This window comes from Pseudomonas sp. GD04058 (assembly GCF_029836855.1).
In the GTDB taxonomy this organism is placed as follows: domain Bacteria; phylum Pseudomonadota; class Gammaproteobacteria; order Pseudomonadales; family Pseudomonadaceae; genus Aquipseudomonas; species Aquipseudomonas bharatica.
The window spans coordinates 1-24,395 of record NZ_JAOECN010000011.1 but is presented as its reverse complement, the minus strand read 5'-3'; the positions used below and the strand labels follow the sequence as shown (position 1 = coordinate 24,395).

Here is a 24,395-nt window from a genome sequence, read left to right as displayed (position 1 = left end):
GCCCGTCATCCACGGCGGGCGCCGCTCAGCAGAGGCCCTGAACCATGATCTACGCAGCTCCCGGCAGCCCGGATGCCATCGTTTCCTTCAAACCCCGCTACGGCAACTACATCGGCGGCGAGTTCGTCCAGCCGCTGAGCGGCCAATACTTCAGCAACACCTCGCCGGTCAACGGCCAACTGATTGCCGAATTCCCCCGCTCCAACGCCCAGGACATCGACAAGGCACTGGACGCTGCCCATGCCGCTGCCGACGCGTGGGGCCGCACCTCCGTACAGGACCGTTCCAACATCCTGTTGAAGATCGCCGACCGCATCGAACAGAACCTCGAAGTCCTGGCCCTGGCCGAGACCTGGGACAACGGCAAGGCCATCCGCGAAACCCTCAACGCCGATGTGCCCCTGGCTGCCGATCATTTCCGCTATTTCGCCGGTTGCATCCGCGCCCAGGAAGGCAGCGCCGCCGAGATCAACGACAACACCGCTGCCTATCACTTCCATGAGCCGCTGGGCGTGGTCGGGCAGATCATCCCGTGGAACTTCCCGCTGCTGATGGCTGCGTGGAAACTCGCCCCGGCCCTGGCCGCCGGCAACTGCATCGTGCTCAAGCCGGCCGAACAGACGCCGCTGTCGATCACCGTGTTCATCGAGCTGGTCGGCGACCTGTTGCCGCCAGGCGTGCTGAACATCGTCCAGGGCTTCGGTCGTGAAGCCGGCGAGGCCCTGGCCACCAGCAAGCGCATCGCCAAGATCGCCTTCACCGGTTCCACTCCGGTGGGCTCGCACATCATGAAATGCGCAGCGGAGAACATCATCCCGTCCACCGTCGAGCTGGGCGGCAAGTCGCCGAACATCTTCTTCGAAGACATCATGCAGGCCGAGCCGTCGTTCATCGAAAAGGCCGCCGAAGGCCTGGTCCTGGCCTTCTTCAACCAGGGCGAAGTGTGCACCTGCCCGTCCCGTGCGCTGGTCCAGGAATCCATCTACCCGCAGTTCATGCAGGAGGTGTTGAAGAAGGTGAAGCAGATCAAGCGCGGCAACCCGCTGGACACCGAAACCATGGTCGGCGCCCAGGCGTCCGAGCAGCAGTACGACAAGATCCTGTCCTACCTGCAGATCGCCCGCGACGAAGGCGCCGAGATCCTCACCGGCGGCAACGCCGAGCAGCTGGCCGGCGACCTGTCCAGCGGCTACTACATCCAGCCGACCCTGCTCAAGGGCCACAACGGCATGCGTGTGTTCCAGGAAGAGATCTTCGGCCCTGTGGTCGGCGTCACCACCTTCAAGGACGAAGCCGAAGCCCTGGCCATCGCCAACGATACCGAGTTCGGCCTCGGTGCCGGCGTCTGGACCCGCGACATCAACCGTGCCTACCGCATGGGCCGCGCAATCAAGGCCGGTCGCGTCTGGACCAACTGCTACCACCTGTACCCGGCCCATGCCGCGTTCGGTGGCTACAAGAAATCCGGTGTCGGTCGCGAGACCCATAAGATGATGCTCGACCACTACCAGCAGACCAAGAACCTGCTGGTCAGCTACGACGTCAACCCGCTGGGCTTCTTCTAAGCCCGACAAGCCAGGCTCCAAGCCACTGCGGTTGTGGCAAGACTGTTCCAAAGTAGTATTCGACCCGCACCGGAAACGGTGTATCACTAGACGCACCGCCAGCCTGCGGTGCCAGAAGAGGATGGACCTATGTGGAAAAAGCCTGCGTTCACTGATCTGCGTATCGGTTTCGAAGTGACCATGTACTTCGCCAACCGTTGATCCTCCTGGCGCCGGCCGGCTCTCGAGACGGCCGGCGCCGCCTTTGCCTTACCCTCTCTTTGCTTTAGGCTGGCGCTAACTTAAAAAAACAAGAAGGCGTTGCATGAGCCCGAATCTGAGCCAGTTGCGCAAGTTCGTCTCCCCCGAAATCATCTTTGGTGCCGGCTGCCGCCATCACGTCGCCAATTACGCCCGGACCTTCGGCGCGCGCAAGGTGCTGCTGGTCAGCGACCCCGGCGTCATCGCCGCCGGCTGGGTCGCGGATGTCGAGGCCAGTCTGCAGGCCCAGGGCATCGATTACGTGCTGTATAGCCAGGTGTCGCCCAACCCGCGGGTGGAAGAGGTGATGGACGGCGCCGAGCGCTACCGCGCCGAGCAGTGCGACGTGATCGTCGCCGTTGGCGGCGGCAGCCCCATGGACTGCGCCAAGGGCATCGGTATCGTGGTCGCCCATGGCCGGCACATCCTCGAGTTCGAAGGGGTCGACACCATCCGCGTGCCCAGCCCGCCGTTGATCCTGATCCCGACCACAGCCGGCACGTCGGCGGACGTTTCGCAGTTCGTGATCATTTCCAACCAGCAGGAACGCATGAAGTTCTCCATCGTCAGCAAGGCGGTGGTGCCCGATGTGTCGCTGATCGACCCGGAAACCACCCTGAGCATGGACCCGTTCCTCTCCGCCTGTACCGGCATCGATGCGCTGGTGCACGCCATCGAGGCGTTCGTCTCCACCGGCCACGGGCCGTTGACCGATACCCACGCCCTGGAAGCCATGCGCCTGATAGACGGCAACCTGGTGCAGATGATCGCCAACCCTTCGGACATCGCCCTGCGCGAGTCGATCATGCTCGGCAGCATGCAGGCCGGGCTGGCGTTCTCCAATGCGATCCTCGGCGCGGTGCATGCGATGTCCCACAGCCTCGGCGGCTTCCTCGACCTGCCCCATGGATTGTGCAATGCGGTGCTGGTGGAGCACGTGGTGGCGTTCAACTACAGTGCGGCGCCGGAGCGCTTCAAGGTGATCGCCGAAACCTTTGGCATCGATTGCCGCGGCCTCACCCATAACCAGATCCGCCAGCGCCTGGTCGAGCACCTGATCGCCCTGAAGCGGGCCGTGGGCTTCCATGAAACCCTGGGCCTGCATGGCGTCAGCGGCAGCGACATTCCATTCCTCTCGCAACACGCCATGGACGACCCGTGCATCCTCACCAACCCTCGTGCCTCGAGCCAGCGTGATGTCGAGGTGGTCTATGGCGAGGCCCTCTGAGCCGGGCTCCGACGCCCTGGCCGGATTGCTCGGGCTGAGCAACCACACGGTCCGCAAGAGCCACTACCCGGAGCTGGCGGCGCGCCTCGACGAGCTGGAAACCGAGCGCAACCGCTACACCTGGCTGTTCGAGCATGCCGTGCACGGGATTTTCCAGGCCAGCCTGGAAGACGGCCTGCGCGCGGCCAACCCGGCCATGGCGCGGATGCTGGGCTACGCCGATCCGCAGCAGTTGCTGCTGGCGCGCACCGACCTGGCCGGGCATCTGTTCATTGGCGGCCAGCAGGAACTGATGCACATCGCCGAGCAACTGCAGCGCGAGCGGGCGCTGCTGGGGTACGAGACCCGCTTGCAGCGCAAGGACGGCAGCGCCATCGATGTGCTGATGAACCTGCTCCTGCGTCCGGACGAAGAGGGCGTAGTCGAGGGTTTCGTCGCCGATATCACCGAGCGCAAGCTCAGCCAGGAACGCCTGCAACAGCTCAATGACGAACTGGAGCAGCGCGTTGCCGAGCGCACCAACCAGTTGATCGAGGCCCGGGATGCTGCCCAGGCCGCCAACCGCAGCAAGGACAAGTATCTGGCTGCGGCCAGTCACGACCTGCTGCAGCCATTGAACGCGGCGCGGCTGCTGATTTCCACGTTGCGCGAGCGCAGCCTGCCGGCTGCCGAGCACGTGCTGGTGGAACGCGCGCACCAGGCGCTGGAGGGCGCGGAAGACCTGCTGACCGATCTGTTGGATATTTCCCGTCTCGACCAGGCGGCGATCAAGCCTGACCTGGATCTGTACCACCTCGACGAACTGCTCGGCCCCCTCGCTTCCGAGTTCCAGCCGGTGGCCGAAGCGGCCGGGCTGGGCCTGAGGGTACGCAGTGGTGCCTGGATGATCCGCAGTGACATCCGCCTGCTGACGCGGATCCTGCGCAACTTCCTTAGCAATGCCTGCCGCTATACCGAACAGGGCGGCATCCTCCTTGGCGCCCGGCGGCGTGGCCAGGTGCTGCGCCTGGAAGTGTGGGACAGCGGCCGGGGCATCGCCGCTGACCGCCTGGAGTCGATCTTTCTCGAATTCAACCAGCTCGACGTCGGCCGTGCCGCCGACCGCAAGGGCGTCGGCCTGGGGCTGGCGATCGTCGAGCGCATCGCACGCATCCTCGACTGCCAGGTACGGGTGCGTTCCTGGCCGGGGCGCGGTTCGGTGTTCAGCATCGATGTGCCGTTATCGCGGGAAGCCCCGCGTCCCGTGGTCGCACCCGGGGTGCCATCGCCCGCCCTGGGCGATCCGCTGCCGGGTCGCCGCCTGCTGGTACTGGACAACGAGACCGCCATCCTCGAGAGCATGGCCGCGCTGCTCGGCCAATGGGGCTGCGAAGTGCTCACCGCCACCGACCGTGAGACAGCCTTGCAGGTGTTGCAGGGCAGGGCGCCGGAGCTGGTCCTGGCAGACTTCCACCTGGATCATGGTGTAACCGGATGTGAAGTCGTACGTGACTTGCGCAAGCACTTCGGCGTGGCGATCGCCGCGGTGATGATCACCGCCGACCGCAGCGACCAGAGCCGTCGGGCCATGCAGCGGCTTGGCGCGCCGCTGCTGAACAAACCGGTGAAACCGGGCAAGCTGCGCGCGGTGCTCAGCCAATTGCTCGGATAAGCGGGCGTTGCCGTGCTTCACGCACGCCCGGATTTTTTGCTATAAACGCTGCCCCCGCACCATGCTTGCGAGGGATAAGGGGCTTTTCGGACAAAACCGCAGTCATTTCTGTTGCCCGGCATGAGGCTCGGCCTTAGACTGCCGCCCCCCATGAACTGAGTGCCGACTGGTGCTTGAAGAATTCCGCTGCTGGCGATGCGTTCGCCGCGGCACCCGATTCGTCTAAATGCACGTACATTTTTATTAGAGATATCAATGACAAAGGAAAAGTTGCTGGCCATGCCGGCCGATGACTACATGAACGCCGAGCAATTGGCCTTCTTCGCCGATCTGCTCAAGCAGATGAAAGTGGAGACCCAGGAGCGCATCGAGCAAAGCCGTGTAACCATCGAAAGCCTGGACTCGCCTGCCGATCCTGCCGATGCCGCCTCGGTCGAAGAAGAGCGTCACTGGCTGGTCAACGCCATCGAGCGTGACCAGCGCCTGCTGCCGCAGCTGGAAATGGCCCTGGGCCGTATCGCCGACGACAGCTTCGGCTGGTGCGACGACAGCGGCGAGCCGATCGGCCTCAAGCGCCTGCTGATCAGCCCGACCACCAAGTACTGCATCGAGGCGCAGGAGCGTCACGAGCAACTGGACAAGCATCTGCGCCAGATCTGATCGACACGTCTGGTCGACCTTGCATACCAAAGCCCCGGGCCACGCACCCGGGGCTTTCGTTTTCGCGCGGGCGAAAAGCGGCGGGCAGTTGTCCTGTATCAAGGCCGGATCGGGTTACGCCCAAGGAAGCATGGCTAATGGCGTTGTAGTGGCGTTTAATGACGCAACAATAACAACGGGGAGCCATAGTCATGATGCGAGAAGGATCTCTACCCGCCGCGCTGGCACCAGCAGAACCCTCGGCCCGGGGTGCCCGTGGCTGGTCCGGTTTGGTGCTGCAAAGCCTGGTATTGGTGGTGGTGCTGGCGGCCATGGCATTCGCCGGCATTTCGTTCTGGTTCTGCCTGCCGCTGGCCTTGCTGGTGTTGTGGCTGCCGCACCTGCGCAGCCGGCCGCAGCCGGCTCAGGTGGCCGTGCACGACCCGCTCACCGAACTGACCCGCGACCTGGCCCAGGTCACCAGTCATAACGCGCTGTCGGCGGCCGGCGTGTCCTATTCGGTCAGGCAACTGGCGGACAGGCTGCAATCGCAGTTGTCTTCCGCGGCACAGATCGTCAATAGCGCCGAAGTCATGATCGGCACCGAGAAAGTCACTTCCCAGCTCAGTCGCGAGGCGCTGGTGGCCGCCCAGCAAGCCCATGAAAGCAGCGCCGCGGGGCGCCTGGTGCTGGCCGATTCGATCCAGCTCATGCACCTGCTCAGTTCCCGCGCCAATGCCAGCCGCGAACTGATCGAAGCGCTGCACCAGCGCAGCGAGGATATCGCCCGGGTCACCCTGGTGATCCAGGCCATCGCCAGCCAGACCAACCTGCTTGCGCTCAATGCCGCCATCGAGGCCGCCCGTGCCGGCGAGCACGGACGCGGTTTCGCCGTGGTCGCCGATGAGGTTCGCGGCCTCGCCGGACGTACGGCCAGCGCTACCGAGGAGGTTGGGGTAATGGTCGCCGATATCCAGCAGCGCACCGCCCAGGTGGTGGAGCAGATTCGCGGGTTGTCGGATGACCTGCACAGCGGTGTTGCCCAGGTCGAGCACACCGGCGAGCAACTGGATGCCATTGCCGGGCTGGCGGCGGGTGTCGAGCAGCAGATTACCGAGATCGCCGGTGGCACCGAAACCACCCGTACCCAGCTCGACAGCCTGTTCCAGGCGGTGGAGCAGATGCGCGGCGACCTGGCCATCAGCGACCAGCAGACCCAGCGCCTGGCCCAGGCCGCCGTGCAGATGGAAGGGCAGGCGGAGAACATCAGCGAGCGCCTGGCCGAGGTCGGGCTGGATGACTATCACCAGCGGGTCTTCGACCTGGCCCTGCGTGGCGCCCGGCAGATCGCCGAGCGCTTCGAGGCGGATATCCGCGAGGGCCGGATCAGTCATGATGATCTGTTCGACCGTCAGTACCAGGTGTTGCCCGGCACCCGGCCGGCGCGTTATCGCACCCGTTTCGACCAGTACACCGACCAGGTCCTGCCGGCTATCCAGGAGCCATTGCTGCGCGAACACGAGGGCTTGATCTATGCGATCGCCTGTACCCAGCAGGGCTACGTGCCGACCCACAACAATGCCTTCAACCAGCCCCTGACCGGGGACGAGGCCACCGACACTGCGCACAACCGCAGCAAGCGCAAGTTCGACGACCGCACCGGTATTCGTTGCGGGAGCCATCAGCAGCGCCTGCTGTTGCAAACCTACACCCGGGACACCGGCGAGCTGATGCACGACCTGTCGGTACCGATCAAGGTCGATGGCCGGCATTGGGGCGGGCTGCGGCTGGGGTATCGACCGGAGAAGATGCCGGGAACTCGTTAGTCTTGAGGGCCCTATCGCTGGCAAGCCAGCTCCCACAGTGTCTGCGGCGACACTGAACCCTGTGGGAGCTGGCTTGCCAGCGATGAGGCCCTCAAGAACACCACATTAATCCGCTCCTGTAACAACCCCAATAACAGAAATTTCTCACCTGCAAACAGCACACACCCCTCGACGGGTTTCCGTGTTTTCGTGCATATTCGCTTCCCTGTGCGGTAAGCCATTCGCTTTCCGACGCTACGAGGCGATCTTCAATCGATCGCCTTGCACCGCGAAGGAGCGGTGAAACACGGAATTTTCACCGCGCGATGTCGGTCAGACGTTCGCTATCAAGCCGTATCCGGCATGGGAAAGTGTGATTTCCCACAAGGTGCGACGCCTCCGGGCCGCTACTTATTGGCGCCAACTCATTAGTCTTTCGAACTTCGAATTAATGAAGTACGGCATGCCCGTGGGAGCTTTTCTTCACGGGTGTCAGTGTGATCTCGGTTTTGAGGAATTTTCTTTGGCAGTCACCAATCTGGATATGCACGCCCTGTTCGTGCTGGGAGATCTTCGCGGCAAACTGGTCAAGCAATTCCAGTCGCCGTTCGTTTACATCACCGAGCAAAGCCCCGATGGCCTGTACATGGCCGAGGTCGAGACCGCCGACGCGCTGGTGGTCGATGACAAGCAGCGCCTGGAGCTGAAGGTCGGTGACCACTTCCGCGCCGCCGTCCTGCCAAGCCGCGAAGGCGGCAAGCTGGAAATCCGCTTCCGCGACATCAAGCAGACCATCTATGGCCTGGGCGAATATGCCTTCGTCAGCGTTCCGGAGGGCGAGGGTATCGTCTTCCGTGAAGGGCGTGCGGTCATGATGGTATTCGCGGCCCACGCGCGCATCAGCGAAGGGCTGTCCAAGACCCTCAAGGCGGCCACGGCCAAGGTTGCCAAGTGGCGTAAGGGCGAGCTGACCTTCAAGGCCAGCGAGTGAGTCGCCGCGAGTTCCATGAGCGCCATCAGGCTCGCGCCGAAGATCAGGCGCGGCAGTGGCTGGCGCGGCGTGAGGAATTGCAGGGGCAGTGGCTGACCTGGGTCGCCGGGCAGCTTTACCAGCTCGAGCCCGCGCAATACGCGTCGATGGTCAGGCGCGAGCTGCAGCGCCTGAGCGACGAACAGTGACGGGCTTCACTCCTGCTCGCGGCTGCTGACCTCGCCGGGTACGTCCTCGCCGGCCATGCGCTTGCGAAACAGCGCGGTGCGGGCCAGCAGGAGCGTGGTCACCGGCACGGTGATCGATAGCAGGATCGGAATCAGCCAGGCATGCAGCACCGGCGTTTCCTTCAGCGCGGAAAAATACAGGATCGAGGCCAGCGCTACGCACCAGGCACCGAGGGTCGAAGCCAGGGCAGGCGGGTGCATGCGCTGGAAGAAATCCTTCAGGCGCAGGATGCCGATGGCCCCGGTCAGAGCAAACAGGCTGCTGGTCAGGATCAGTGCGGCTACCACGATTTCCAGCCAGAACGGCAATACCGGAGCGGTCATTCGATCACCTCGCCGCGCAGAAGGAACTTGGCCAGGGCGAACGAGCCGACGAAGCCGAACAGGGCGATCAGCAGCGCACCCTCGAAATAGGTATCGCTGGCGTAGCGGATACCCAGCACCAGCATCATCAGCATCCCCAGCATGTACAGATAGTCCAGGGCCAGCACCCGGTCCTGGGCCGACGGGCCGCGGAACACCCGGACCAAGGTCACGGCCATGGCGATGGTGAAGATGAACAGGCTGGCGATGATGGCATTGGCGAGCAGGCCGGTCATTCGAAGATCTCCATCAACGGGCGTTCATAGGTGTGCTTGAAGTGCTCGATGAAGCGGGCCTCGTCGTCCAGGTCGAACACATGCAGCAGCAGTACGCTGCGATCCAGCGCCAGTTCGGACCACACCGTACCGGGGATCACCGTGGTGATCATCGACAGTGCTGCCAGGCCATGGGCATCGCGCAGGTCCAGGGGAATATGCACGAAGCGCGAGCGCGGTGGCTTGCGACCCATGCGCCAGACGCTGCGGAACACGTCAAGATTGGACACCAGCACATCCAGGCCCACCCGCAAGACCAGGCGGATCACCGCCCCCGGATTGCGGATATGCGCGCTCAACGGGCGCAAGGGCCGCATCAGCAGCGGTGCGAGGATGCCCAGGAGCAGGCCGAGGATGATGTTGCCCGGGCTGATCGAAAGGTTCAGCACCAGCCACAGGACGAACAGGGCCAGGGACAGAAGCGGGGCGGGGAGCAATCGTTTCATGGTTGAACCTGCCCGAGGCTTTCAAGGGTGGTGGGGCCTGGAATCGGCCGCGTACCGAGCACCGCTTCCACGTATACACCCGGATCCTTGAGGCTTGCGGCGGTATCCTGGGCATAGCGCATCAAGGGTTCGGCCCACAGGCTGAGCACTACGCAGAGGCTGAGCAGGGCGACGATCGGCACGCATTCGTACAGGCGCAGCAACGGCGAGGGGCGCTCCTCTGGCTTCCAGAAGCGCTGCACGCCCAGGCGTACCAGGGCGATCAGCGAGGCCATGCCGGAAAGGATCAGCAAGGCCAGCAGCGCCCAGCCGCTGGCCGGCAGCAGTGCTTCGGCCGGCACGCCCATGCCCGAGGGGTTGAACAGGGCGGTGATCAGGCTGAACTTGCCGACGAAGCCGGACAGCGGCGGCATGCCGATGATCAGCAGAGCGCAGGCGATGAAGCTGAAACCGAGGAAGGCCATGGTCCAGGGGATCACCTGGCCGACCACGGCCTTCTGCTCGTCATCGAGGTTGGTGCCCTTGGGTGGCTGCAGGGATTCCAGCGGCGACGGCATGGCGTCGGCATCGTCATCCAGCGGCAGCTCATTGGCCGAACGCGAGCGTTCGATCAGCTCGGCCAGGAGGAATAGCGCGCACAGGGCCAGGGTCGAGCTGACCAGGTAGAACAGCGCCGCCGAGATCAGCGCGGTCTGGCCAAAACCGATTGCCGCCAGCAGGGTGCCGGCCGAGACCAGGATGCTCAGGCTGGCCATGCGCTCCAGGCGCTGCGCAGCAAGGATCGACACGGCCGCGCAGGCCAGGGTGGCGAGGCCGCCGTAGACCAGCCACTGTCCGCCGAAGAAGGCCGAGGCGCCGGCTTGCTCGGAGAACAACAGGGTCCACAGGCGCAGGACGGTGTAGAAGCCGACCTTGGTCATGATGGCGAACAACGCCGCCATCGGCGCGCTGGCCGAGGAGTAGGCCGGTACCAGCCAGAAGTTCAGCGGCCAGATACCGGCCTTGGCGAGGAAGGCGATGGCCAGGATCGCCGCGCCGGCATGCAGCAGGCCGCGATCGGCCTCCGGCACCTGGGGAATCTTCATCGCCAGGTCGGCCATGTTCAGGGTGCCGGTGACGCCGTAAAGCATGGCGGCGCCGATCAGGAACAGCGACGAGGCGAACAGGTTGATGGCGATGTAATGCAGGCCGGCCTTGACCCGCGAGCGCCCCGAACCGTGCAGCAGCAGACCGTAGGACGCCGCCAGCAGCACCTCGAAGAACACGAACAGGTTGAACAGGTCGCCGGTGAGGAAGGCGCCGTACAGGCCCATGAGCTGGATCTGGAACAGTGCGTGGAAGCTGGCGCCGGCGCGGTCCCAGCGGGCCAGGGCGAAGAGCAGGGCGCTAGTGCCGACGACGCCGGTGAGCACCAGCATCAGCGCGGCCAGGCGATCCAGCACCAGGACGATGCCGAATGGCGCCGCCCAGTTGCCCGGCAAGTAGACACCGATGGAGGTGGCCTGGCCCTGGTCCCTGACCCACAGCAGCAAAGTGATGGCGATGCCCAGCCCGGTCAGGGTCGAGAGCAGGTTGATCCGCGCCTTCAGTGGCCGGCGTTTTTCCCCGAGCAACAGCAGCAGGGCTGCGGTCAGCAGCGGCAGGAGAATGGGCGCGACTATCAGTTGTTGCATCCCGCTCATTCCTTGGGCTCCCGTCCGTCGACATGGTCGGTACCGGTGAAACCGCGGGACGCCAGCAGTACCACGAGGAACAGCGCGGTCATGGCGAAACTGATGACGATCGCGGTCAGTACCAGGGCCTGGGGCAGCGGGTCGGTGTAGTTGAGCAGGTCCTGGGGCACGCCGTCCTTGATGATCGGCTCCTTGCCGATGAACAGGCTGCCCATGCTGAAGATGAACAGGTTGACCCCGTAGGACAGCAGGCACAGCCCCATGATCACCTGGTAGGTCCGTGGCCGCAGGATCAGCCAGACCCCGGAGGCGGCGAGAACGCCGATGGCGATCGCGATGACTTCTTCCATCAGGCGGCTCCCTCTGCTGTGGTGGATTTCGGTAGCGGCCGGTGCGCACGCACCGACTGGTGGGCGAGGGCGGTGAGGATCAGCAGGGTCGAGCCGACCACCACGGTGAACACCCCGACATCGAAGAACAGCGCACTGGCGATGTGCAGGTCACCCAGCAGCGGCAGGTGCACATGTGCGGTATGGGTAGTAAGGAACGGGTAGCCGAACAGCAGCGCACCGACACCGGTCAGGACTGCGCAGAGCAGCCCGGTGCCCATCCAGCGCAAGGGCCGCAGGCTCATCTGCGCCTCGACCCATTGGGTGCCGGCAACCATGTACTGGAGGATGAACGCCACCGACATCACCAGGCCGGCAACGAAACCGCCGCCCGGCTGGTTGTGGCCGCGCATGAACAGGTACATCGACACCAGCATGGCCATCGGCAGCACCAGGCGGGCGAGTACCGCCGGGACCATCATGAAGCCCAGGGCGGTGTCCTCGGCATGTCGCGGGTTGACCAGGTCGGTGACCATGTCGGGCGCCAGCGAGCGCTGCTGTGCCGGCAACTGGATGCTCTCGCGCGGCGGACGGAAGCGTCGCAGCAGGGCGAAGACCGCCAGGGCCACGGCCACCAGCACGGTGATCTCGCCTAGGGTATCGAAGCCTCGGAAGTCCACCAGCATGACGTTGACCACGTTGGTCCCGCCGCCTTCCGGCAGGGCGCGGCTGAGATAGAAGGAGGAGATGAAGTTGGGTGTCGGACGGGTCAGCATGGCGTACGACAGCACCGCCATGCCGCCGCCCACCAGCACCGCCAGGACCAGGTCGCGCAGACGCCGCAGGCGCGCCCGCTCCTGGGAGCCGGCAAGTGGCGACACGCCCTCGATCCGCCGTGGCAGCCAGCGCAGGCCGAGGAGGATCAGCACGGTGGTGACCACTTCGACTACCAACTGGGTCAGCGCCAGGTCCGGGGCGGAGAACCAGACGAAGGTAATGCAGGTCATCAGGCCGCAGACCCCGACCATGATCAGCGCAGCGAGACGGTGGTACTTGGCCTGCCAGGCGGCACCGATGGCGCAGGCAATGGCGATCAGCCAGAGCATAACGAAAACCCCGGAGCCGGGGATCTTCGGTCGGTTGCCCCAGCTCAGGCCGTGGGCCAGCAGCGGCAGCATACCCGCCACCAGGGCGGCGAGGACCAGCATGAACAGCTGCTTCTGCAGGCGCCGGGTGGTGAAGATCCGTTCGATGCCGCGGGCGGTACGCATCAGCAGGACCTGGCCGCGTTCGAACAGGCGCTTGCCGTTGAAACGCTCGATCAGCGGCGGATAAGTGAAGCGGCCCTGCTGGAACTGGCTGCGCAGGGCTAGATAGAGCAGCACCCCGCCGCACATGGCGATAAGGCTCATGATCAGTGGGGCGTTCCAGCCGTGCCAGACCGCCAGGCTGTACTCCGGCAGTTCACCGCCGACAACCGGCAGGGCGGCGGCGGCCAGCAGCGGACCGACCGACTGCGCCGGGAAGACGCCGACCACCAGGCAGGTCAGTACCAGCAACTCGACCGGCGCGCGCATCCAGCGCGGTGGTTCATGCGGGGTATGCGGCAGGTCGGTGGCGGTGGGGCCGAAGAACACGTCGACGGTGAAGCGCAGCGCGTAGGCGACGCTGAAGGTTCCGGCCAGCGTGGCGATCACCGGCAGGGTGGTCTCGACCCATGCGGTTGAGGAGATGAATACGGTCTCGGCGAAGAACATCTCCTTGGACAGGAATCCGTTCATCAAGGGTACGCCGGCCATCGAGGCGCTGGCCACCATGGCCAGGGTCGCGGTGAACGGAATCAGGCGGAACAGGCCGCTTAGCTTGCGGATATCACGGGTACCGCTTTCGTGGTCGATGATTCCCGCCGCCATGAACAGCGAAGCCTTGAAGGTGGCATGGTTGAGAATGTGGAACACCGCGGCCACCGCCGCTAGCGGGCTGTTCAGGCCCAGCAGCAAGGTGATCAGGCCGAGGTGGCTGATGGTCGAGTAGGCCAGCAGGCCCTTGAGGTCGTTCTGGAACATCGCCGCGTAGGCGCCGAGCAACAGGGTGCAGGCCCCGGCGCCGCCAACGATCCAGAACCACTCGTCGGTGCCGGACAGCACCGGCCACAGCCGCGCCAGAAGGAAGACCCCGGCCTTGACCATGGTCGCAGAGTGCAGGTAGGCGGACACCGGCGTGGGCGCTGCCATCGCGTGGGGCAGCCAGAAATGGAAGGGGAATTGCGCGCTCTTGCTCAGGGCACCGAGCAGGATCAGCGGCAGCAGCACCGGGTACAGGGCGTGGCCACGGATGACATCGCCGGCAGCCAGGACCTTGTCCAGGTCGTAGCTGCCGACCACATGGCCGAGCAGGATCACCCCGGCCAGCAGGCACAGGCCGCCGGCCCCGGTCACCGTCAAGGCCATGTAGGCGCCGCGGCGGGCGTCGGCGCGATGATGCCAGTAGCCGATCAGCAGGAAGGAGAACAGGCTGGTCAGTTCCCAGAAGAACACGATCTGGATCAGGTTGCCGGAAATCACCAGGCCGAGCATGGCGCCCATGAAGGCCAGGAAGAAGGCGAAGAAGCGTGGCACAGGGTCCTGGGGCGACATGTAGTAGCGCGCATACAGCGACACCAGGGTGCCGATGCCCATCACCAGCAACGAGAACAGCCAGGCGAAGCCGTCCATGCGCAGAACGATGTTGAGTCCCATGCTCGGCAGCCAGAGGATCTCCTCGCGGATCACCCCGCCATCGGCGATCTGCGGATACAGCATGGCCACCTGCACCGTGCCGATCAGGGCGACGATGCCGGCCAGCAGCGACTCCGAGTTGCGTGCGTTGTGCGGCAGCACACCGGCCACACAGCTCCCCACGAATGGCAGAAGCAGTAGAACTATCAAGGACATAGATATCTAATCTGCGGAAATTTGCAGGGAATCATACGTGCCGCTCCGGTGATCACCAACCGGCAAGCTGTCGCAGAATCCTACAAGAATTGTAAGAAAAAGCTTTTTTCTTATAACAGTTTCCGCAAGACGAGCGCGCTGTTTCCCTAAATACCGGTATCAGCTTCCTTCCCGTCGGCGGCACTTGTCGCCGGTTTATCTTCCTTGCGTCCGGGCCTGAGTTCGCTCACGATCACCGCAATCACGATCAGCAGGCCGCCCAGCAGTGCGAGGCCGGGCAAACGATCACCGGCGATACGTCCGACAATCCCGGCCCAGACCGGTTCCCCCGCGTAGATCAGCGTAGCGCGGGTCGGCGAAACCGACTTCTGCGCCCAGTTCATCGCGACCTGGATAATCGCGCTCATGGCACCCAGGCCGATGGCGGCGCCCAGCAACAGCCAGGAGAAGTCCGGCAGGCGCTCCTGGGTCGGCACCACCAGCATGAACGACAGGGCGGAGGCGGTAGCCAGCTGCACCACGGTGACACGGCGCACATCGACGCTGCCAGCGTAGTGGCCGATAAGGATGATTTCCGCAGCGATGGCCACGGCGCTGACCAGGGTGGCGACTTCTCCGGGGCTGAAATGCACGGCGCCGCCGCTTGGCCCGGCCAGCAGCATCAACCCGGTAAAGGCCAGGGCGATGCCGATACTTGGCATCAGGCCAGGGCGGCGGCCCAGCACCAGCCATTGTAGGATCGGTACGAAGGGCACGTAAAGCGCGGTGATGAAGGCCGACTGGCTGCTGCTGATGGTTTGCAGGCCCACGGTTTGCAAGCCGTAGCCGAGCATGATCGCGACACCGATGAGCACCCCGGCCTTTAGCTCGCGCAGGGTAAGGCCCGGCAGCGAGCGGAAGCAGAACAGTCCGACGAAGAAGGCGGCAGCAGCAAAACGCAGGCCGACGAAAAACATCGGGCCACTGACCGTCATCACCTTGTGCACGATCAGGAAAGTGCCACCCCAGAGCATGGTGATTAACACCAGCACCAGTTCCGCCTTGCTCAGGCGAAAGGTCGGGGAGGGACGCACGGAGGTAGTGGTAGTCATGGCTTGCACGCGAGAAATGAAGGCGCCGCACAGTGCGCGCGGCAAAAGTGGGCAGTATACTGCGCAAATTCTCTTCGGTGAGTACTTTTGGTGAATGCCTTAGGTGAATAGTTCAGTGGATAAAGATTCCAACCGCACCTCGGTTCTCCAGCACGTCAGCCAGAACGTGCGGCGCCTGCGGCATGTCCGCGGCTTGAGCCAGAGTGCCCTGGCCGAGAACTCCGGCGTCAGCCGACGCATGCTGGTGGCTATCGAGGCCGGAGAAAAGAACGTCAGCCTGTCGACCCTCGACCTGATCGCCGAAGCCCTGGGCGTGGCGTTCGCCGACCTGATCAAGGCCGCGGACAACCGCGACTCCAGCCGTATCAACGAACTGGCCTGGGCCGGCGAGCATGCCGGCAGCAAGGCGGTGCTGCTGGCCAGCACTCCGGCCCGGCGCGAAGTCGAGCTGTGGGAGTGGCGCCTGGAGCCCGGCGAGTTCTACAAGACCAATGCCGACCCGGAAGGCTTCAGCGAGCAGATCTTCGTGTTCGAGGGCTGCCTGACCCTTTTGATCGACGACGAGGCGCGGGCACTGGCTGCCGGCGAGTTTTTCACCTATGCCAGCAACCGCGCCCACGGCTATCGCAACGATGGCGCGGTGGCCACGCGCTTCGTGCGCAACGTGGTGATCTGACTCAGGCCTCGAGCCATTGCGCGGTGGAGATCACCCGGGCGTAGGCGAAAGCCAGCGAAGCCATATAGGCCGCATGGGCCTGTGCTGCAGGGACGGTCACGCCATTGAACTCCAGGTCACGGGTGGCGCAGGCATCGTGCAGGACCGTGACCGTGTAGCCGAAGTCGGCGGCGGCACGCGTGGCGGCGTCGATGCACATATGGCTCATGCTGCCGACCACGGTCAGTTCGCTGATGCGGTGTTCTTCCAGCAGGCCGGGCAACGGGGTGTCGAGAAAAGCATTGACCCTGTGCTTGAGCACTACCGGCTCATTGTCCCGGGGCGTCAGTTTCGCGTGGATCTTCGCGCCTTGCGAACCGGGAGCGAAGAAGGGCGCATCGGCGGATTCGAATTCATGCTTCACATGAATCACCAGGTCGCCCCGCGCCCGTGCCCTTTCCAGGGCTTTCGCCGCATTGTCGGCCGCAAGGTCGGCATTGGCCAGGGGCCATTTGCCACCCGGGAAGTAGTCGTTCTGGATATCGATGATGACCAGGGCTTTGCTGCTCATGTGGTTTCCTCGTGGATGACAGTGGTGGGGCCGTGGCTGATAGTTATAGGCTTGCCCGGCGCCGTTGCGGATTGGCGCGACCGACAATTTCACGGGAAAAACTGACAATGAGCCGGGACGGCGAAATCATCGAGATCGGTATCCTGGTCTATCCCGGGGCGCAGTTGGCGGCTGTGCACGGGCTGACCGATCTGTTCAGCGTGGCCAATCGCCTGGCGGCCGACCTCGGCCTTGCGCAGCGTGCGCCGCTGCGGGTCTGCACTGGCAGGAGGATGCAGAAGGCGCACTGGTGGTGAGCCAGGACAGCCACCTGCTGCCCGATCATCAGTTGCGGGTAATGATCGTGCCGCCCAGCCTGACCCAGGAACCGACCGCTGAACTGCTCGAACGCTACCGTGGGCAGTTGCGCAGCTGGCATGGCGATGGCGCCCTGCTGGCGTCGATCTGCGTCGGGGTATTCTTCATCGCCGCCAGCGGTGTGCTGGACGGACGTTCAGCCACTACGCACTGGAACTTTGCCCAGTCCCTGGCCGAGCGCTTCCCGCGGATAAAGGTCGAGGCCAACCTGCCGCTGCTGGAAGACGGTGACGTGATCACCAGCGCCGGGTTGATGGCCTGGACCGAGGTTGGCTTGAAACTGGTGGAGCGCTACCTCGGGCCAACCCTGGCCGCGGAAACCGCACGTTTTCTCGCGGTGGAACCGGTGCGGATCAAGCCTGCCGGGAGTACTTTCAGCCCGCGCCTGGATCATGGCGACGAAGCGGTGCTCAAGGTCCAGCACTGGTTGCAGAGCACCGGCGCACGGGAAGTCAGCGTGGCGGTCATGGCCAATTGCGCCGGGCTCGAAGAGCGTACGTTCCTGCGCCGCTTTCGCAGCGCCACCGGACTGAAACCCACCGAGTACTGCCAGCAGGTCAGGGTGGGACGGGCCTGCCGGATGCTGGAATTCACCCGGCGCAGCATCGACCAGATCGCCTGGGGCGTGGGCTACCAGGACCCAGGCGCGTTTCGCAAGGTGTTCCATAAGGTCACGGGACTGGCGCCAAGTGATTACCGGCGGCGCGTGACGCAAGCCGGGCGATCTCAGGAATACCAGGGCGAGTGATGCGGATAACGGTCCAGCCGCGCTCCGATTACCATTTCGCTTATCCAGGCCGTCAACAATGCACTGTAGGCCTTCTGGCTCCGGTCACTGGAGAGCGCATGATCGGCCCCGTCGACGATCCGGTGCGTCAGCGAATGGGCGCAGACGAACGCCGAGCGATAGCTCATCAAGGTAGTGTGTGGCACATAGTCATCGGTTTCCGACTCCACCAGCAGAACGTCCCCGGCAAATTCCGCGCAGGCGGCCAGGGCGCGGTTGTCACCAGGGCCCAGGGTCATCAGCCGGTATTGCGACAGGCGTTGCCGATCGAGCGCTTGCTTCGGCAGGCTCCATTCATCGTCCCAGTACAGCGCCGGAACCCGTAGCGCCAGCCATTTCACCGGTCGCTGGCGGGTCAGCAGGGTGGCCAGGTAACCACCGTAGCTGCTGCCGATCACCGCGATCGAGCTGGTATCCACCGCCGGGTGGCTGACCAGCTTGTCGTAGGCTGCCAGAAGGTCTGCCAGGTTTTGCTCGCGGGTTACGCTGCGCCGCTGGCTTTCGGTCTTCTCATGGCCGCGCAGATCGAAAGTCATGCACACGCAGCCCAGCCCGGTGATGTGCTTGGCGCGGGCCAGGTCCCGCTGCTGGCTGCCACCCCAGCCGTGCACGAAGAGAATCCCGGGGACCTTCGGACTCGGGCTGAGCAGGGTGCCGGCGATGGTTTCGCCGTCGACGGGAATGTCCAGGCTTTCGCTATGGATGGTCATAGTCGCGGATCCTCGCGTATTTGCAGATTCGTCCGACTTCACGGTCGTCCCCCTGATAGAAAAGCGTGGCATTGCCCGGCAGCACGGCGTCACCAAACACTTCATGGGTGGAGGCGCGGACGCGCTGTAGCGCCGGGTCATCGGCGAAGGCGCGCAGGGCCAGCAGTTCGGCGCTGCTGGCGCCACCGATGCGCCAGGATTGTTCGAGTACACCACTGCGCAGATGGCCCGCGGCGGTCAGGCCGCGCGCGACGTCATAGTTGCGGCGGGAGGCAAGAAAGCCCGGAAAGCTGGCGATGGCGGCCTGCTCATAGGCCTGCGCCTGGGTGATCGCCAGGCGCAGGGGCTGGTCCAGTTCAAGTTGCAGCAGGCGCTCGTAATCGCCGCGTACCACAACCAGGTCCGATCCGCCGTAGACCGATTCGCCCTGATGATCAAGGGTGCAATGCTGGACGCCGTAATAGCTGCTAACGATCCCGGCGACTTGTACCTGGCCGACACTGAAGGTTTCGACATCCGTCAGGTTTTCTTCGAGCACCAGCCCCCAGAGGGCAAGTTCGTCGCTGTCCATTTGACTCAGTTCGGGTTCCAGTTCGGCTGCACTTGCAATCACTTTCTGTCCGCGGCCGGCCGTTGCGCGGACCGGTTTGAGTCGCAAGGGGCCATCGCGCAGCAGCAGCGTGGCGGCGGCCCTGGCATCGGCGATGCTGAACACCGTGTAGCCCTTGAGCAGCGCCGTGCCTGCCTGACGGGCGAACTCGTCGGTCCAGCCGTTGGGATACTGTGCGCCGGCGGGCAACGGATGGGAGATGGCCTTCGTCGCCATGTACGGATGGGCTACCAGGCCACCGAAGAAATCTTCGGTCGAGCGGATGCCCAGTTGCCTGTAACGGCGAGGGTCGATCAGGGTCGCGGTGGGCAGGTAGTAGAGATCCTCTTCCTCGTCCGAGGGCGATGCAACGACTTCGGTATGCAGGAGGGCGGCCAGATGCTCGGCCAATTTGCGGTGTACGGCACGTTCATGCTCTGGCGTGCGTTCCCGGGTATCGAGCAACAGCACACCGTGCTTGCGATCGGTCCGGCGGGGCATGGTGGATGCTCCAGTCAGCGTAGATATTTGTTCTGAAGCGCTGGACGGTCGAGAAGTTCACTGGATAAAGAGTTATCAATATTCGGTTATATAAATATGAAAACTGATAATTATTGGTTCTATGTGGTTTAAGGCACTATCGCTGGACAGGATTCGGAAAGCACGACGCTTTCCGGGGCGACAACTGCAAGAGAGCCTTGAACCATGGAAAAACTGCCGCTGTATTTCGACTATGCCGCCACGACACCCGTCGACGAGCGAGTCATCGACGTGATGGTCAAGTGCCTGGGTGTGTCCGGTACGTTCGGCAATCCCGCTTCGAGTTCACATCGCTATGGTCAGCAGGCACGCGAAGCTGTGGAACTGGCGCGCTTGCAGGTAGCGACGCTAATTGGCGCACGTCCCGAGCAGATTGTGTGGACCTCCGGCGCGACCGAGTCGAACAATCTCGCCATAAAGGGGTTGGCCCAGGGGCGGCAGGGCGGTCACATTATTACCAGTGGCATCGAGCACAAGGCGGTGCTGGATACCGCGCGCCAGTTGCAGGACGCGGGTTTCGAGGTCACGTACCTGAAGCCGGATGGCAAAGGGCTGATCACGCCGCAGGCGGTAGCCGCTGCCCTGCGCCCTGATACGTTCCTGGTGTCCCTGATGCTGGTGAACAATGAGCTCGGTACGCTCAATGATGTCAAGCGCATCGGTGAGGTGGTACGAGAGCGGGGTGCATTGCTGCATGTCGATTGCGCCCAGGCGGCGGGCAAGGTCGGGATCGATCTGGCGCGGTGGCCGGTGGACCTGGCTTCGTTTTCCGCACACAAGGTCTATGGGCCCAAGGGCATCGGTGCGCTGTATGTCGGCGAGCGGGCTCGTACGCTGCTGCAGGCGCAGATGCATGGCGGCGGTCACGAAGGCGGGTTGCGCTCCGGGACGCTGGCGACCCACCAGATCGCTGCGATGGGGGCGGCCTTTGCCTTGGCCGGTGAAGTGCAGCGAGAAGAGCTGGATCGCATCCGATGTTTGCGTGAGCGGCTTCTTACAAGGCTGCGGGATATTTCCGGCTTACTGGTAAACGGCAGCCTCGAACAGTCCATTCCCCATACCCTCAGCCTGACCTTCGGCGGCGACTCGCTGGATCTTTCCGAGCTGGCGAAAACCCTGGCATTTTCTTCCACGTCGGCTTGCAATTCCGCCAGTTCAGCGCCCTCCCATGTGTTGCTGGCATTGGGGCATGATGCCTGCCTGGCGGGACAGACCATTCGCTTGAGCCTGGGGCGTTTCACCAGCGTGTCGGACGTTGATCAGGCTGTGGCGGCCATCCATTCAGCGCTGCATCCTGCGCCCTTCTGGGGTGTTGCCCGGGGCTAAGCCCTGCTCCATTATCAGCGGCCTGGAATACAGGCCGTAGTGATGAAAGGAGCGAGCATGAACAGTCAACCGACACCGCAGGATGCGGTCAGGGCGCGCGTAGCGCAGATGCGCCAGGTGATGCGCAACGAAGGGGTCGATGCACTGCTGGTGCCTTCTGCCGATCCCCATCTTTCCGAATACCTGCCGGGATACTGGCAAGGGCGCAAATGGCTTTCCGGATTTCAGGGGTCGGTCGGAACCCTGGTGCTGACCGCCGACTTTGCCGGGCTGTGGGCCGATAGCCGCTATTGGGAGCAGGCCACCCAGGAACTGGCGGGTACCGGGATCGAACTGGTCAAGCTGCAACCTGGCCGGCCGGGGCCGCTGGAATGGCTGGCGGACAACACCCCGGCCAACGGTGCGGTGGCCGCAGACGGCGCTGTCATGGCGTTGGCGTCGACTCGGCAGTTGCAAGAGCGCCTGCAGGCGCGCAAGGTTCGCTTGCTGCTGGACAAGGATCTGCTGGGGCAGATCTGGCCGGACCGTCCGGCGTTGCCGGCCAGCCCGGTGTATGCACATTTGCCACCTTATGCCTCGCAGGGGCGTCGCGAGAAGCTGGCCGCCTTGCGCCAGACGCTTGCCGAGCGAGGTGCCGACTGGCATTTCCTCGCCACCCTCGACGATATCGCCTGGTTGTTCAACCTGCGCGGTAGCGATGTTTCCTACAACCCGGTATTCGTTTCCTTCGCCCTGATCGGCCAGGAGGCTGCGATTCTGTTCGTCGCCCAGAGCAAGGTGGATGCGGCGCTGCGCGACACGCTTGCCGCCGATGGGGTCGAACTGCGTGATTACAGCGAAATTGCCGCCGGTCTTGCCGGGATCGCGGCGGACAGCCGTGTGTTGCTGGATCCGGCGAAGGTCACCAGTGGTCTTCTGGCCAATCTGCGTGAGGGCGTGCGGCTGGTCGAAGGCATCAACCCTACGACTCTGGCCAAGTCGCGCAAGAGCGATGCGGACCTCGCGCATATCCGCCGAACCATGGAGCATGACGGCGCTGCGCTGTGCGAATTCTTCGCATGGCTCGAGACGGCCCTGGGACGCGAGGTGGTCACTGAAGTCGATATCGATGTGCAACTGACCGCGGCGCGTGCCCGGCGTCCGGATTTCGTCTGCCTGAGTTTTGCCACCATCGCGGCGTTCAACGCCAATGGCGCGATGCCGCATTACCATGCCACCCCGGAGGCTTTCGCACGGATCGAAGGCGATGGCCTGCTTCTGATCGACTCGGGCGGGCAGTATCTTGGCGGAACCACCGATATCACCCGCATGGTACCGATCGGTACCCCGAGCCACGAGCAGAAACTGGACTGTACCCGTGTGCTCAAGGGCATGATCGCCCTATCGCGGGCCCGGTTTCCCCGAGGCATTCCTTCACCGCTACTGGATGCGATCGCGCGCGCGCCGTTGTGGGCTGAACATATCGATTACGGGCACGGCACCGGGCACGGGGTCGGCTACTTCATGAATGTCCACGAAGGACCGCAGAGCATTGCCTATCAGGCCGCCGTGACGCCTCACACGGCGATGCAGGTCGGGATGATTACCTCGATCGAGCCCGGAACCTATCGTCCCGGGCAGTGGGGCGTGCGCATCGAGAACCTGGTGATAAACCGGGAGTCGGGCAAGAGCGCGTTTGGCGATTTCCTTGAATTCGAAACCTTGACGCTGTGTCCGATCGACACCCGTTGCCTGTTGATCGACCAGCTTGGCAGCGAGGATGCCGCGTGGCTCGACGCCTACCACGCCGAGGTTCGTCGACGTCTGGAACCGCTGCTCGACGGTGCTGCTCTGCAATGGTTGCACGAAAGAACCCGGGCTATCGGTTGATCGAAGCAAAAAGGCAAAGGGCAACCCCCGGGGTTGCCCTTTCTTATTTACAGATGACGATCATGCTGCGGCTGGTATAGCCGGCAGGGTTGATGCCGAATGGATAATCTCCCGGCTCTTCGTCGTTATCCCCGGATCTGGCAATCACCTTGTAGCCTTTCGTTCCGCAGGAGGTTTCCGCCTTGCTGTAGCACTTGTTCCAGGAAGAGGAAAGGCCGGAGCAGTTGATGTGCAGCCCTTTCTTGCCACGCTTGACCTGATCCTTCGCGGTTGCTGCGCAACCTGCGACTGCGAGGATAGCTAGTATGAGCAGAATTCGTTTCATTCCTGTCCTTAACGCTGCGCGGGTCTGTGCCCGTGTTCGTTCCAGTTGCACCTTCCTGATGCTCGTTCGTCCCTGCGTCGAGTAAAAAATTCAAAATATGACACAGGGCACAGTTAAACAGGCCCGATTGGCTCGCACAATCATTTGCGGCCATTCGAATGAAAGTATTTCTCAATCAGTCTGCTGCTACCGGTGGAGGAGCGTCCTTGCGCATCGACAGGGTTGCGCCTACCGATGCCGTAATGATCGCACCGATCGCCAGCCACTGGGACAGACTCAGTACTTCGCTGAGGAAAACCAGGCCGCACAGAGCGCCAATGGCGGGTTCGATGCTCATCAGGGTGCCGAACGTACGCGCCGGCAGGCGAGTCAGTGCGACCATTTCCAGGCTGTAGGGCAGGGCGGTAGAGAGAATCGCGACGCCGAGGGCGACAGGGACCAGCGCCGGATCGAGCAAGGCACTGCCTGCCTTGACGATGCCGATCGGAGCCACGAACAGCGCAGCAATCACCACTCCGAGCGCTGCGGTCTGGATTCCGTTCTCGGCCCCGGCCTTTTGTCCGTAAAGAATGTACAGCGCCCAGCAGAGCCCTGCGCCCAATGCGAATCCGACACCGGTGAGGTCCAGGCTTGCCCCGGTTTCACCAACCGGGATCAATAGCAACAGACCGATGACCGCCAGGCCGATCCAGAGGAAGTCCACAGGACGTCGCGAAGCATACAGCGCCACCGCCAGCGGGCCGGTGAACTCCAGGGCAACGGCAATGCCCAGCGGAACCGTCTGTAGCGACATATAAAAGAGGAAGTTCATCCCGCCCAGGGATGCTCCGTAGATGATCACGCTTTTCAGAGTGCTCGCGCTCAGCTTCGCCCGCCATGGTCGCAGCAACAGCAGCATGATCACGCTGGCGAACAGCAAGCGCAGGGTCGTGGTACCTTCCGGGCCGATCAGAGGAAACATGCTTTTGGCCAGCGATGCACCGGACTGGATCGAAGCCATGGCAATGAGCAGTACGCCGACGGGGAACAAGGTAGCGGCTAGGCTGCGGGTCTGGGTGTTCATCGAGGCAGGGCGTTCCTTAATAGTAGAAGGTACGAACATTCGTACCGGCTGCCTATGATGCTAAACACCCTTGGTTTTGAGCAATATATTGCGCAGTTTTCTTTTTCGCTGTGCGTTTCAAATTAATGCTTGACGCTCGATTCAATG

23 protein-coding genes and 1 pseudogene are annotated in these 24,395 nt (G+C 63.5%); 12 read left to right on the top strand and 12 right to left on the bottom strand.

The features are described 5' to 3' along the window. Positions 1-44 precede the first annotated feature (44 nt). The 8 genes from N7650_RS12035 to N7650_RS12000 all read left to right on the top strand — a co-directional run bounded on the left by N7650_RS12035 (position 45) and on the right by N7650_RS12000 (position 8,307). On the top strand, positions 45-1,565 hold the full coding sequence (locus N7650_RS12035) for an aldehyde dehydrogenase family protein (protein WP_009394661.1): 1,521 nt from the start codon (positions 45-47) through the stop codon (positions 1,563-1,565). 129 nt (positions 1,566-1,694) lie between these two features. Then, the gene (gene pqqA, locus N7650_RS12030) at positions 1,695-1,766 is read left to right on the top strand and encodes a pyrroloquinoline quinone precursor peptide PqqA (RefSeq protein ID WP_009394664.1); all 72 of its coding nucleotides are present in this window, start codon (positions 1,695-1,697) and stop codon (positions 1,764-1,766) included. A 103-nt stretch (positions 1,767-1,869) separates the two neighbouring features. Further along, positions 1,870-3,033: an alcohol dehydrogenase-like regulatory protein ErcA gene (gene ercA / locus N7650_RS12025; protein WP_009394666.1), complete on the top strand. Its 1,164-nt coding sequence runs from the start codon at positions 1,870-1,872 to the stop codon at positions 3,031-3,033. Then, positions 3,017-4,684: a NahK/ErcS family hybrid sensor histidine kinase/response regulator gene (locus tag N7650_RS12020; RefSeq protein ID WP_279898355.1), complete on the top strand. Its 1,668-nt coding sequence runs from the start codon at positions 3,017-3,019 to the stop codon at positions 4,682-4,684. The genes ercA and N7650_RS12020 overlap by 17 nt, the downstream gene beginning before the upstream one ends. A gap of 255 nt (positions 4,685-4,939) precedes the next feature. Beyond that, positions 4,940-5,344 (top strand): TraR/DksA C4-type zinc finger protein, encoded by a 405-nt coding sequence (locus tag N7650_RS12015; protein WP_009394671.1) that lies wholly within the window; start codon positions 4,940-4,942, stop codon positions 5,342-5,344. Between the two features lie 191 nt (positions 5,345-5,535). Continuing rightward, positions 5,536-7,149: a methyl-accepting chemotaxis protein gene (locus tag N7650_RS12010; protein WP_279898354.1), complete on the top strand. Its 1,614-nt coding sequence runs from the start codon at positions 5,536-5,538 to the stop codon at positions 7,147-7,149. Positions 7,150-7,651: 502 nt separating this feature from the next. Then, positions 7,652-8,119, top strand: a complete 468-nt coding sequence (locus tag N7650_RS12005) for a hypothetical protein (RefSeq protein WP_009394673.1) — start codon at positions 7,652-7,654, stop codon at positions 8,117-8,119. Next, positions 8,116-8,307 (top strand): hypothetical protein, encoded by a 192-nt coding sequence (locus tag N7650_RS12000; protein ID WP_279898352.1) that lies wholly within the window; start codon positions 8,116-8,118, stop codon positions 8,305-8,307. Before N7650_RS12005 ends, N7650_RS12000 begins: the two co-directional genes overlap by 4 nt. Positions 8,308-8,313: 6 nt before the next feature. On the opposite strand, the gene N7650_RS11995 is transcribed toward N7650_RS12000, so the two are convergent. The 7 genes from N7650_RS11995 to N7650_RS11965 form a co-directional block, all read right to left on the bottom strand. After that, positions 8,314-8,670, bottom strand: coding sequence for a Na+/H+ antiporter subunit G (locus N7650_RS11995; RefSeq protein ID WP_009394675.1), 357 nt, complete (start codon positions 8,668-8,670; stop codon positions 8,314-8,316). Next, positions 8,667-8,945, bottom strand: a complete 279-nt coding sequence (locus N7650_RS11990) for a K+/H+ antiporter subunit F (protein ID WP_009394676.1) — start codon at positions 8,943-8,945, stop codon at positions 8,667-8,669. Before N7650_RS11990 ends, N7650_RS11995 begins: the two co-directional genes overlap by 4 nt. After that, the gene (locus N7650_RS11985; protein ID WP_009394678.1) at positions 8,942-9,430 is read right to left on the bottom strand and encodes a Na+/H+ antiporter subunit E; all 489 of its coding nucleotides are present in this window, start codon (positions 9,428-9,430) and stop codon (positions 8,942-8,944) included. The genes N7650_RS11990 and N7650_RS11985 overlap by 4 nt, the downstream gene beginning before the upstream one ends. Further along, on the bottom strand, positions 9,427-11,112 hold the full coding sequence (locus N7650_RS11980) for a monovalent cation/H+ antiporter subunit D (protein WP_279898351.1): 1,686 nt from the start codon (positions 11,110-11,112) through the stop codon (positions 9,427-9,429). Before N7650_RS11980 ends, N7650_RS11985 begins: the two co-directional genes overlap by 4 nt. After that, entirely contained in the window at positions 11,109-11,453 is a 345-nt protein-coding gene (locus N7650_RS11975) for a Na+/H+ antiporter subunit C (protein WP_009394682.1), read from the bottom strand. The genes N7650_RS11980 and N7650_RS11975 overlap by 4 nt, the downstream gene beginning before the upstream one ends. After that, positions 11,453-14,365 (bottom strand): monovalent cation/H+ antiporter subunit A, encoded by a 2,913-nt coding sequence (locus tag N7650_RS11970; RefSeq protein ID WP_279898350.1) that lies wholly within the window; start codon positions 14,363-14,365, stop codon positions 11,453-11,455. Before N7650_RS11970 ends, N7650_RS11975 begins: the two co-directional genes overlap by 1 nt. Before the next feature lie 146 nt (positions 14,366-14,511). Further along, positions 14,512-15,456: a DMT family transporter gene (locus N7650_RS11965; protein ID WP_279898348.1), complete on the bottom strand. Its 945-nt coding sequence runs from the start codon at positions 15,454-15,456 to the stop codon at positions 14,512-14,514. Between the two features lie 115 nt (positions 15,457-15,571). Here N7650_RS11965 and N7650_RS11960 point away from each other — a divergent pair, with 115 nt between their 5' ends. Then, positions 15,572-16,132 carry a helix-turn-helix domain-containing protein gene (locus tag N7650_RS11960; protein WP_279898347.1) on the top strand — a complete coding sequence of 187 codons (561 nt, stop codon included), beginning with the start codon at positions 15,572-15,574 and terminating at the stop codon, positions 16,130-16,132. Between the two features lies 1 nt (position 16,133). On the opposite strand, the gene N7650_RS11955 is transcribed toward N7650_RS11960, so the two are convergent. Beyond that, a complete protein-coding gene (locus N7650_RS11955; protein WP_279898345.1) occupies positions 16,134-16,682 on the bottom strand; it encodes a cysteine hydrolase family protein in 549 nt (182 codons plus the stop codon). Between the two features lie 107 nt (positions 16,683-16,789). On the opposite strand from N7650_RS11955, the pseudogene N7650_RS11950 reads away from it, so the two are divergent. After that, positions 16,790-17,787 (top strand): annotated as a pseudogene (locus N7650_RS11950) (GlxA family transcriptional regulator). On the opposite strand, the gene N7650_RS11945 reads toward N7650_RS11950, so the two are convergent. After that, the gene (locus N7650_RS11945; protein ID WP_009394690.1) at positions 17,766-18,536 is read right to left on the bottom strand and encodes an alpha/beta fold hydrolase; all 771 of its coding nucleotides are present in this window, start codon (positions 18,534-18,536) and stop codon (positions 17,766-17,768) included. The pseudogene N7650_RS11950 and the gene N7650_RS11945 overlap by 22 nt on opposite strands. Beyond that, the gene (locus N7650_RS11940) at positions 18,523-19,626 is read right to left on the bottom strand and encodes a DUF3182 family protein (RefSeq protein WP_279898344.1); all 1,104 of its coding nucleotides are present in this window, start codon (positions 19,624-19,626) and stop codon (positions 18,523-18,525) included. Before N7650_RS11940 ends, N7650_RS11945 begins: the two co-directional genes overlap by 14 nt. 204 nt (positions 19,627-19,830) lie before the next feature. On the opposite strand from N7650_RS11940, the gene N7650_RS11935 reads away from it, so the two are divergent. Both N7650_RS11935 and N7650_RS11930 read left to right on the top strand, forming a co-directional pair. After that, positions 19,831-20,991 (top strand): aminotransferase class V-fold PLP-dependent enzyme, encoded by a 1,161-nt coding sequence (locus N7650_RS11935; RefSeq protein ID WP_279898343.1) that lies wholly within the window; start codon positions 19,831-19,833, stop codon positions 20,989-20,991. A gap of 57 nt (positions 20,992-21,048) precedes the next feature. Beyond that, positions 21,049-22,860: an aminopeptidase family protein P gene (locus N7650_RS11930; protein WP_279898342.1), complete on the top strand. Its 1,812-nt coding sequence runs from the start codon at positions 21,049-21,051 to the stop codon at positions 22,858-22,860. 43 nt (positions 22,861-22,903) lie between these two features. Here N7650_RS11930 and N7650_RS11925 read toward each other — a convergent pair whose 3' ends face one another. Together N7650_RS11925 and rhtA are read right to left on the bottom strand one after the other, a co-directional pair. Further along, positions 22,904-23,185 carry a hypothetical protein gene (locus N7650_RS11925; RefSeq protein WP_064303826.1) on the bottom strand — a complete coding sequence of 94 codons (282 nt, stop codon included), beginning with the start codon at positions 23,183-23,185 and terminating at the stop codon, positions 22,904-22,906. A gap of 175 nt (positions 23,186-23,360) precedes the next feature. Continuing rightward, a complete protein-coding gene (gene rhtA / locus N7650_RS11920; protein WP_009394359.1) occupies positions 23,361-24,248 on the bottom strand; it encodes a threonine/homoserine exporter RhtA in 888 nt (295 codons plus the stop codon). Positions 24,249-24,395 lie beyond the last annotated feature (147 nt).

Excerpts from the sequence above, each read along its gene's own strand:
- N7650_RS12035 (WP_009394661.1), top strand. The coding sequence starts at position 45 with ATGATCTACGCAGCTCCCGGCAGCCCGGATGCCATCGTTTCCTTCAAA.
- ercA (WP_009394666.1), top strand. The coding sequence starts at position 1,870 with ATGAGCCCGAATCTGAGCCAGTTGCGCAAGTTCGTCTCCCCCGAAATC.
- N7650_RS12020 (WP_279898355.1), top strand. The coding sequence starts at position 3,017 with ATGGCGAGGCCCTCTGAGCCGGGCTCCGACGCCCTGGCCGGATTGCTC.
- N7650_RS12015 (WP_009394671.1), top strand. The coding sequence starts at position 4,940 with ATGACAAAGGAAAAGTTGCTGGCCATGCCGGCCGATGACTACATGAAC.
- N7650_RS12010 (WP_279898354.1), top strand. The coding sequence starts at position 5,536 with ATGATGCGAGAAGGATCTCTACCCGCCGCGCTGGCACCAGCAGAACCC.
- N7650_RS11995 (WP_009394675.1), bottom strand. The coding sequence starts at position 8,670 with ATGACCGCTCCGGTATTGCCGTTCTGGCTGGAAATCGTGGTAGCCGCA.
- N7650_RS11990 (WP_009394676.1), bottom strand. The coding sequence starts at position 8,945 with ATGACCGGCCTGCTCGCCAATGCCATCATCGCCAGCCTGTTCATCTTC.
- N7650_RS11985 (WP_009394678.1), bottom strand. The coding sequence starts at position 9,430 with ATGAAACGATTGCTCCCCGCCCCGCTTCTGTCCCTGGCCCTGTTCGTC.
- N7650_RS11980 (WP_279898351.1), bottom strand. The coding sequence starts at position 11,112 with ATGAGCGGGATGCAACAACTGATAGTCGCGCCCATTCTCCTGCCGCTG.
- N7650_RS11975 (WP_009394682.1), bottom strand. The coding sequence starts at position 11,453 with ATGGAAGAAGTCATCGCGATCGCCATCGGCGTTCTCGCCGCCTCCGGG.
- N7650_RS11970 (WP_279898350.1), bottom strand. The coding sequence starts at position 14,365 with ATGTCCTTGATAGTTCTACTGCTTCTGCCATTCGTGGGGAGCTGTGTG.
- N7650_RS11965 (WP_279898348.1), bottom strand. The coding sequence starts at position 15,456 with ATGACTACCACTACCTCCGTGCGTCCCTCCCCGACCTTTCGCCTGAGC.
- N7650_RS11955 (WP_279898345.1), bottom strand. The coding sequence starts at position 16,682 with ATGAGCAGCAAAGCCCTGGTCATCATCGATATCCAGAACGACTACTTC.
- N7650_RS11945 (WP_009394690.1), bottom strand. The coding sequence starts at position 18,536 with ATGACCATCCATAGCGAAAGCCTGGACATTCCCGTCGACGGCGAAACC.
- N7650_RS11940 (WP_279898344.1), bottom strand. The coding sequence starts at position 19,626 with ATGCCCCGCCGGACCGATCGCAAGCACGGTGTGCTGTTGCTCGATACC.
- N7650_RS11935 (WP_279898343.1), top strand. The coding sequence starts at position 19,831 with ATGGAAAAACTGCCGCTGTATTTCGACTATGCCGCCACGACACCCGTC.
- N7650_RS11930 (WP_279898342.1), top strand. The coding sequence starts at position 21,049 with ATGAACAGTCAACCGACACCGCAGGATGCGGTCAGGGCGCGCGTAGCG.
- N7650_RS11925 (WP_064303826.1), bottom strand. The coding sequence starts at position 23,185 with ATGAAACGAATTCTGCTCATACTAGCTATCCTCGCAGTCGCAGGTTGC.
- rhtA (WP_009394359.1), bottom strand. The coding sequence starts at position 24,248 with ATGAACACCCAGACCCGCAGCCTAGCCGCTACCTTGTTCCCCGTCGGC.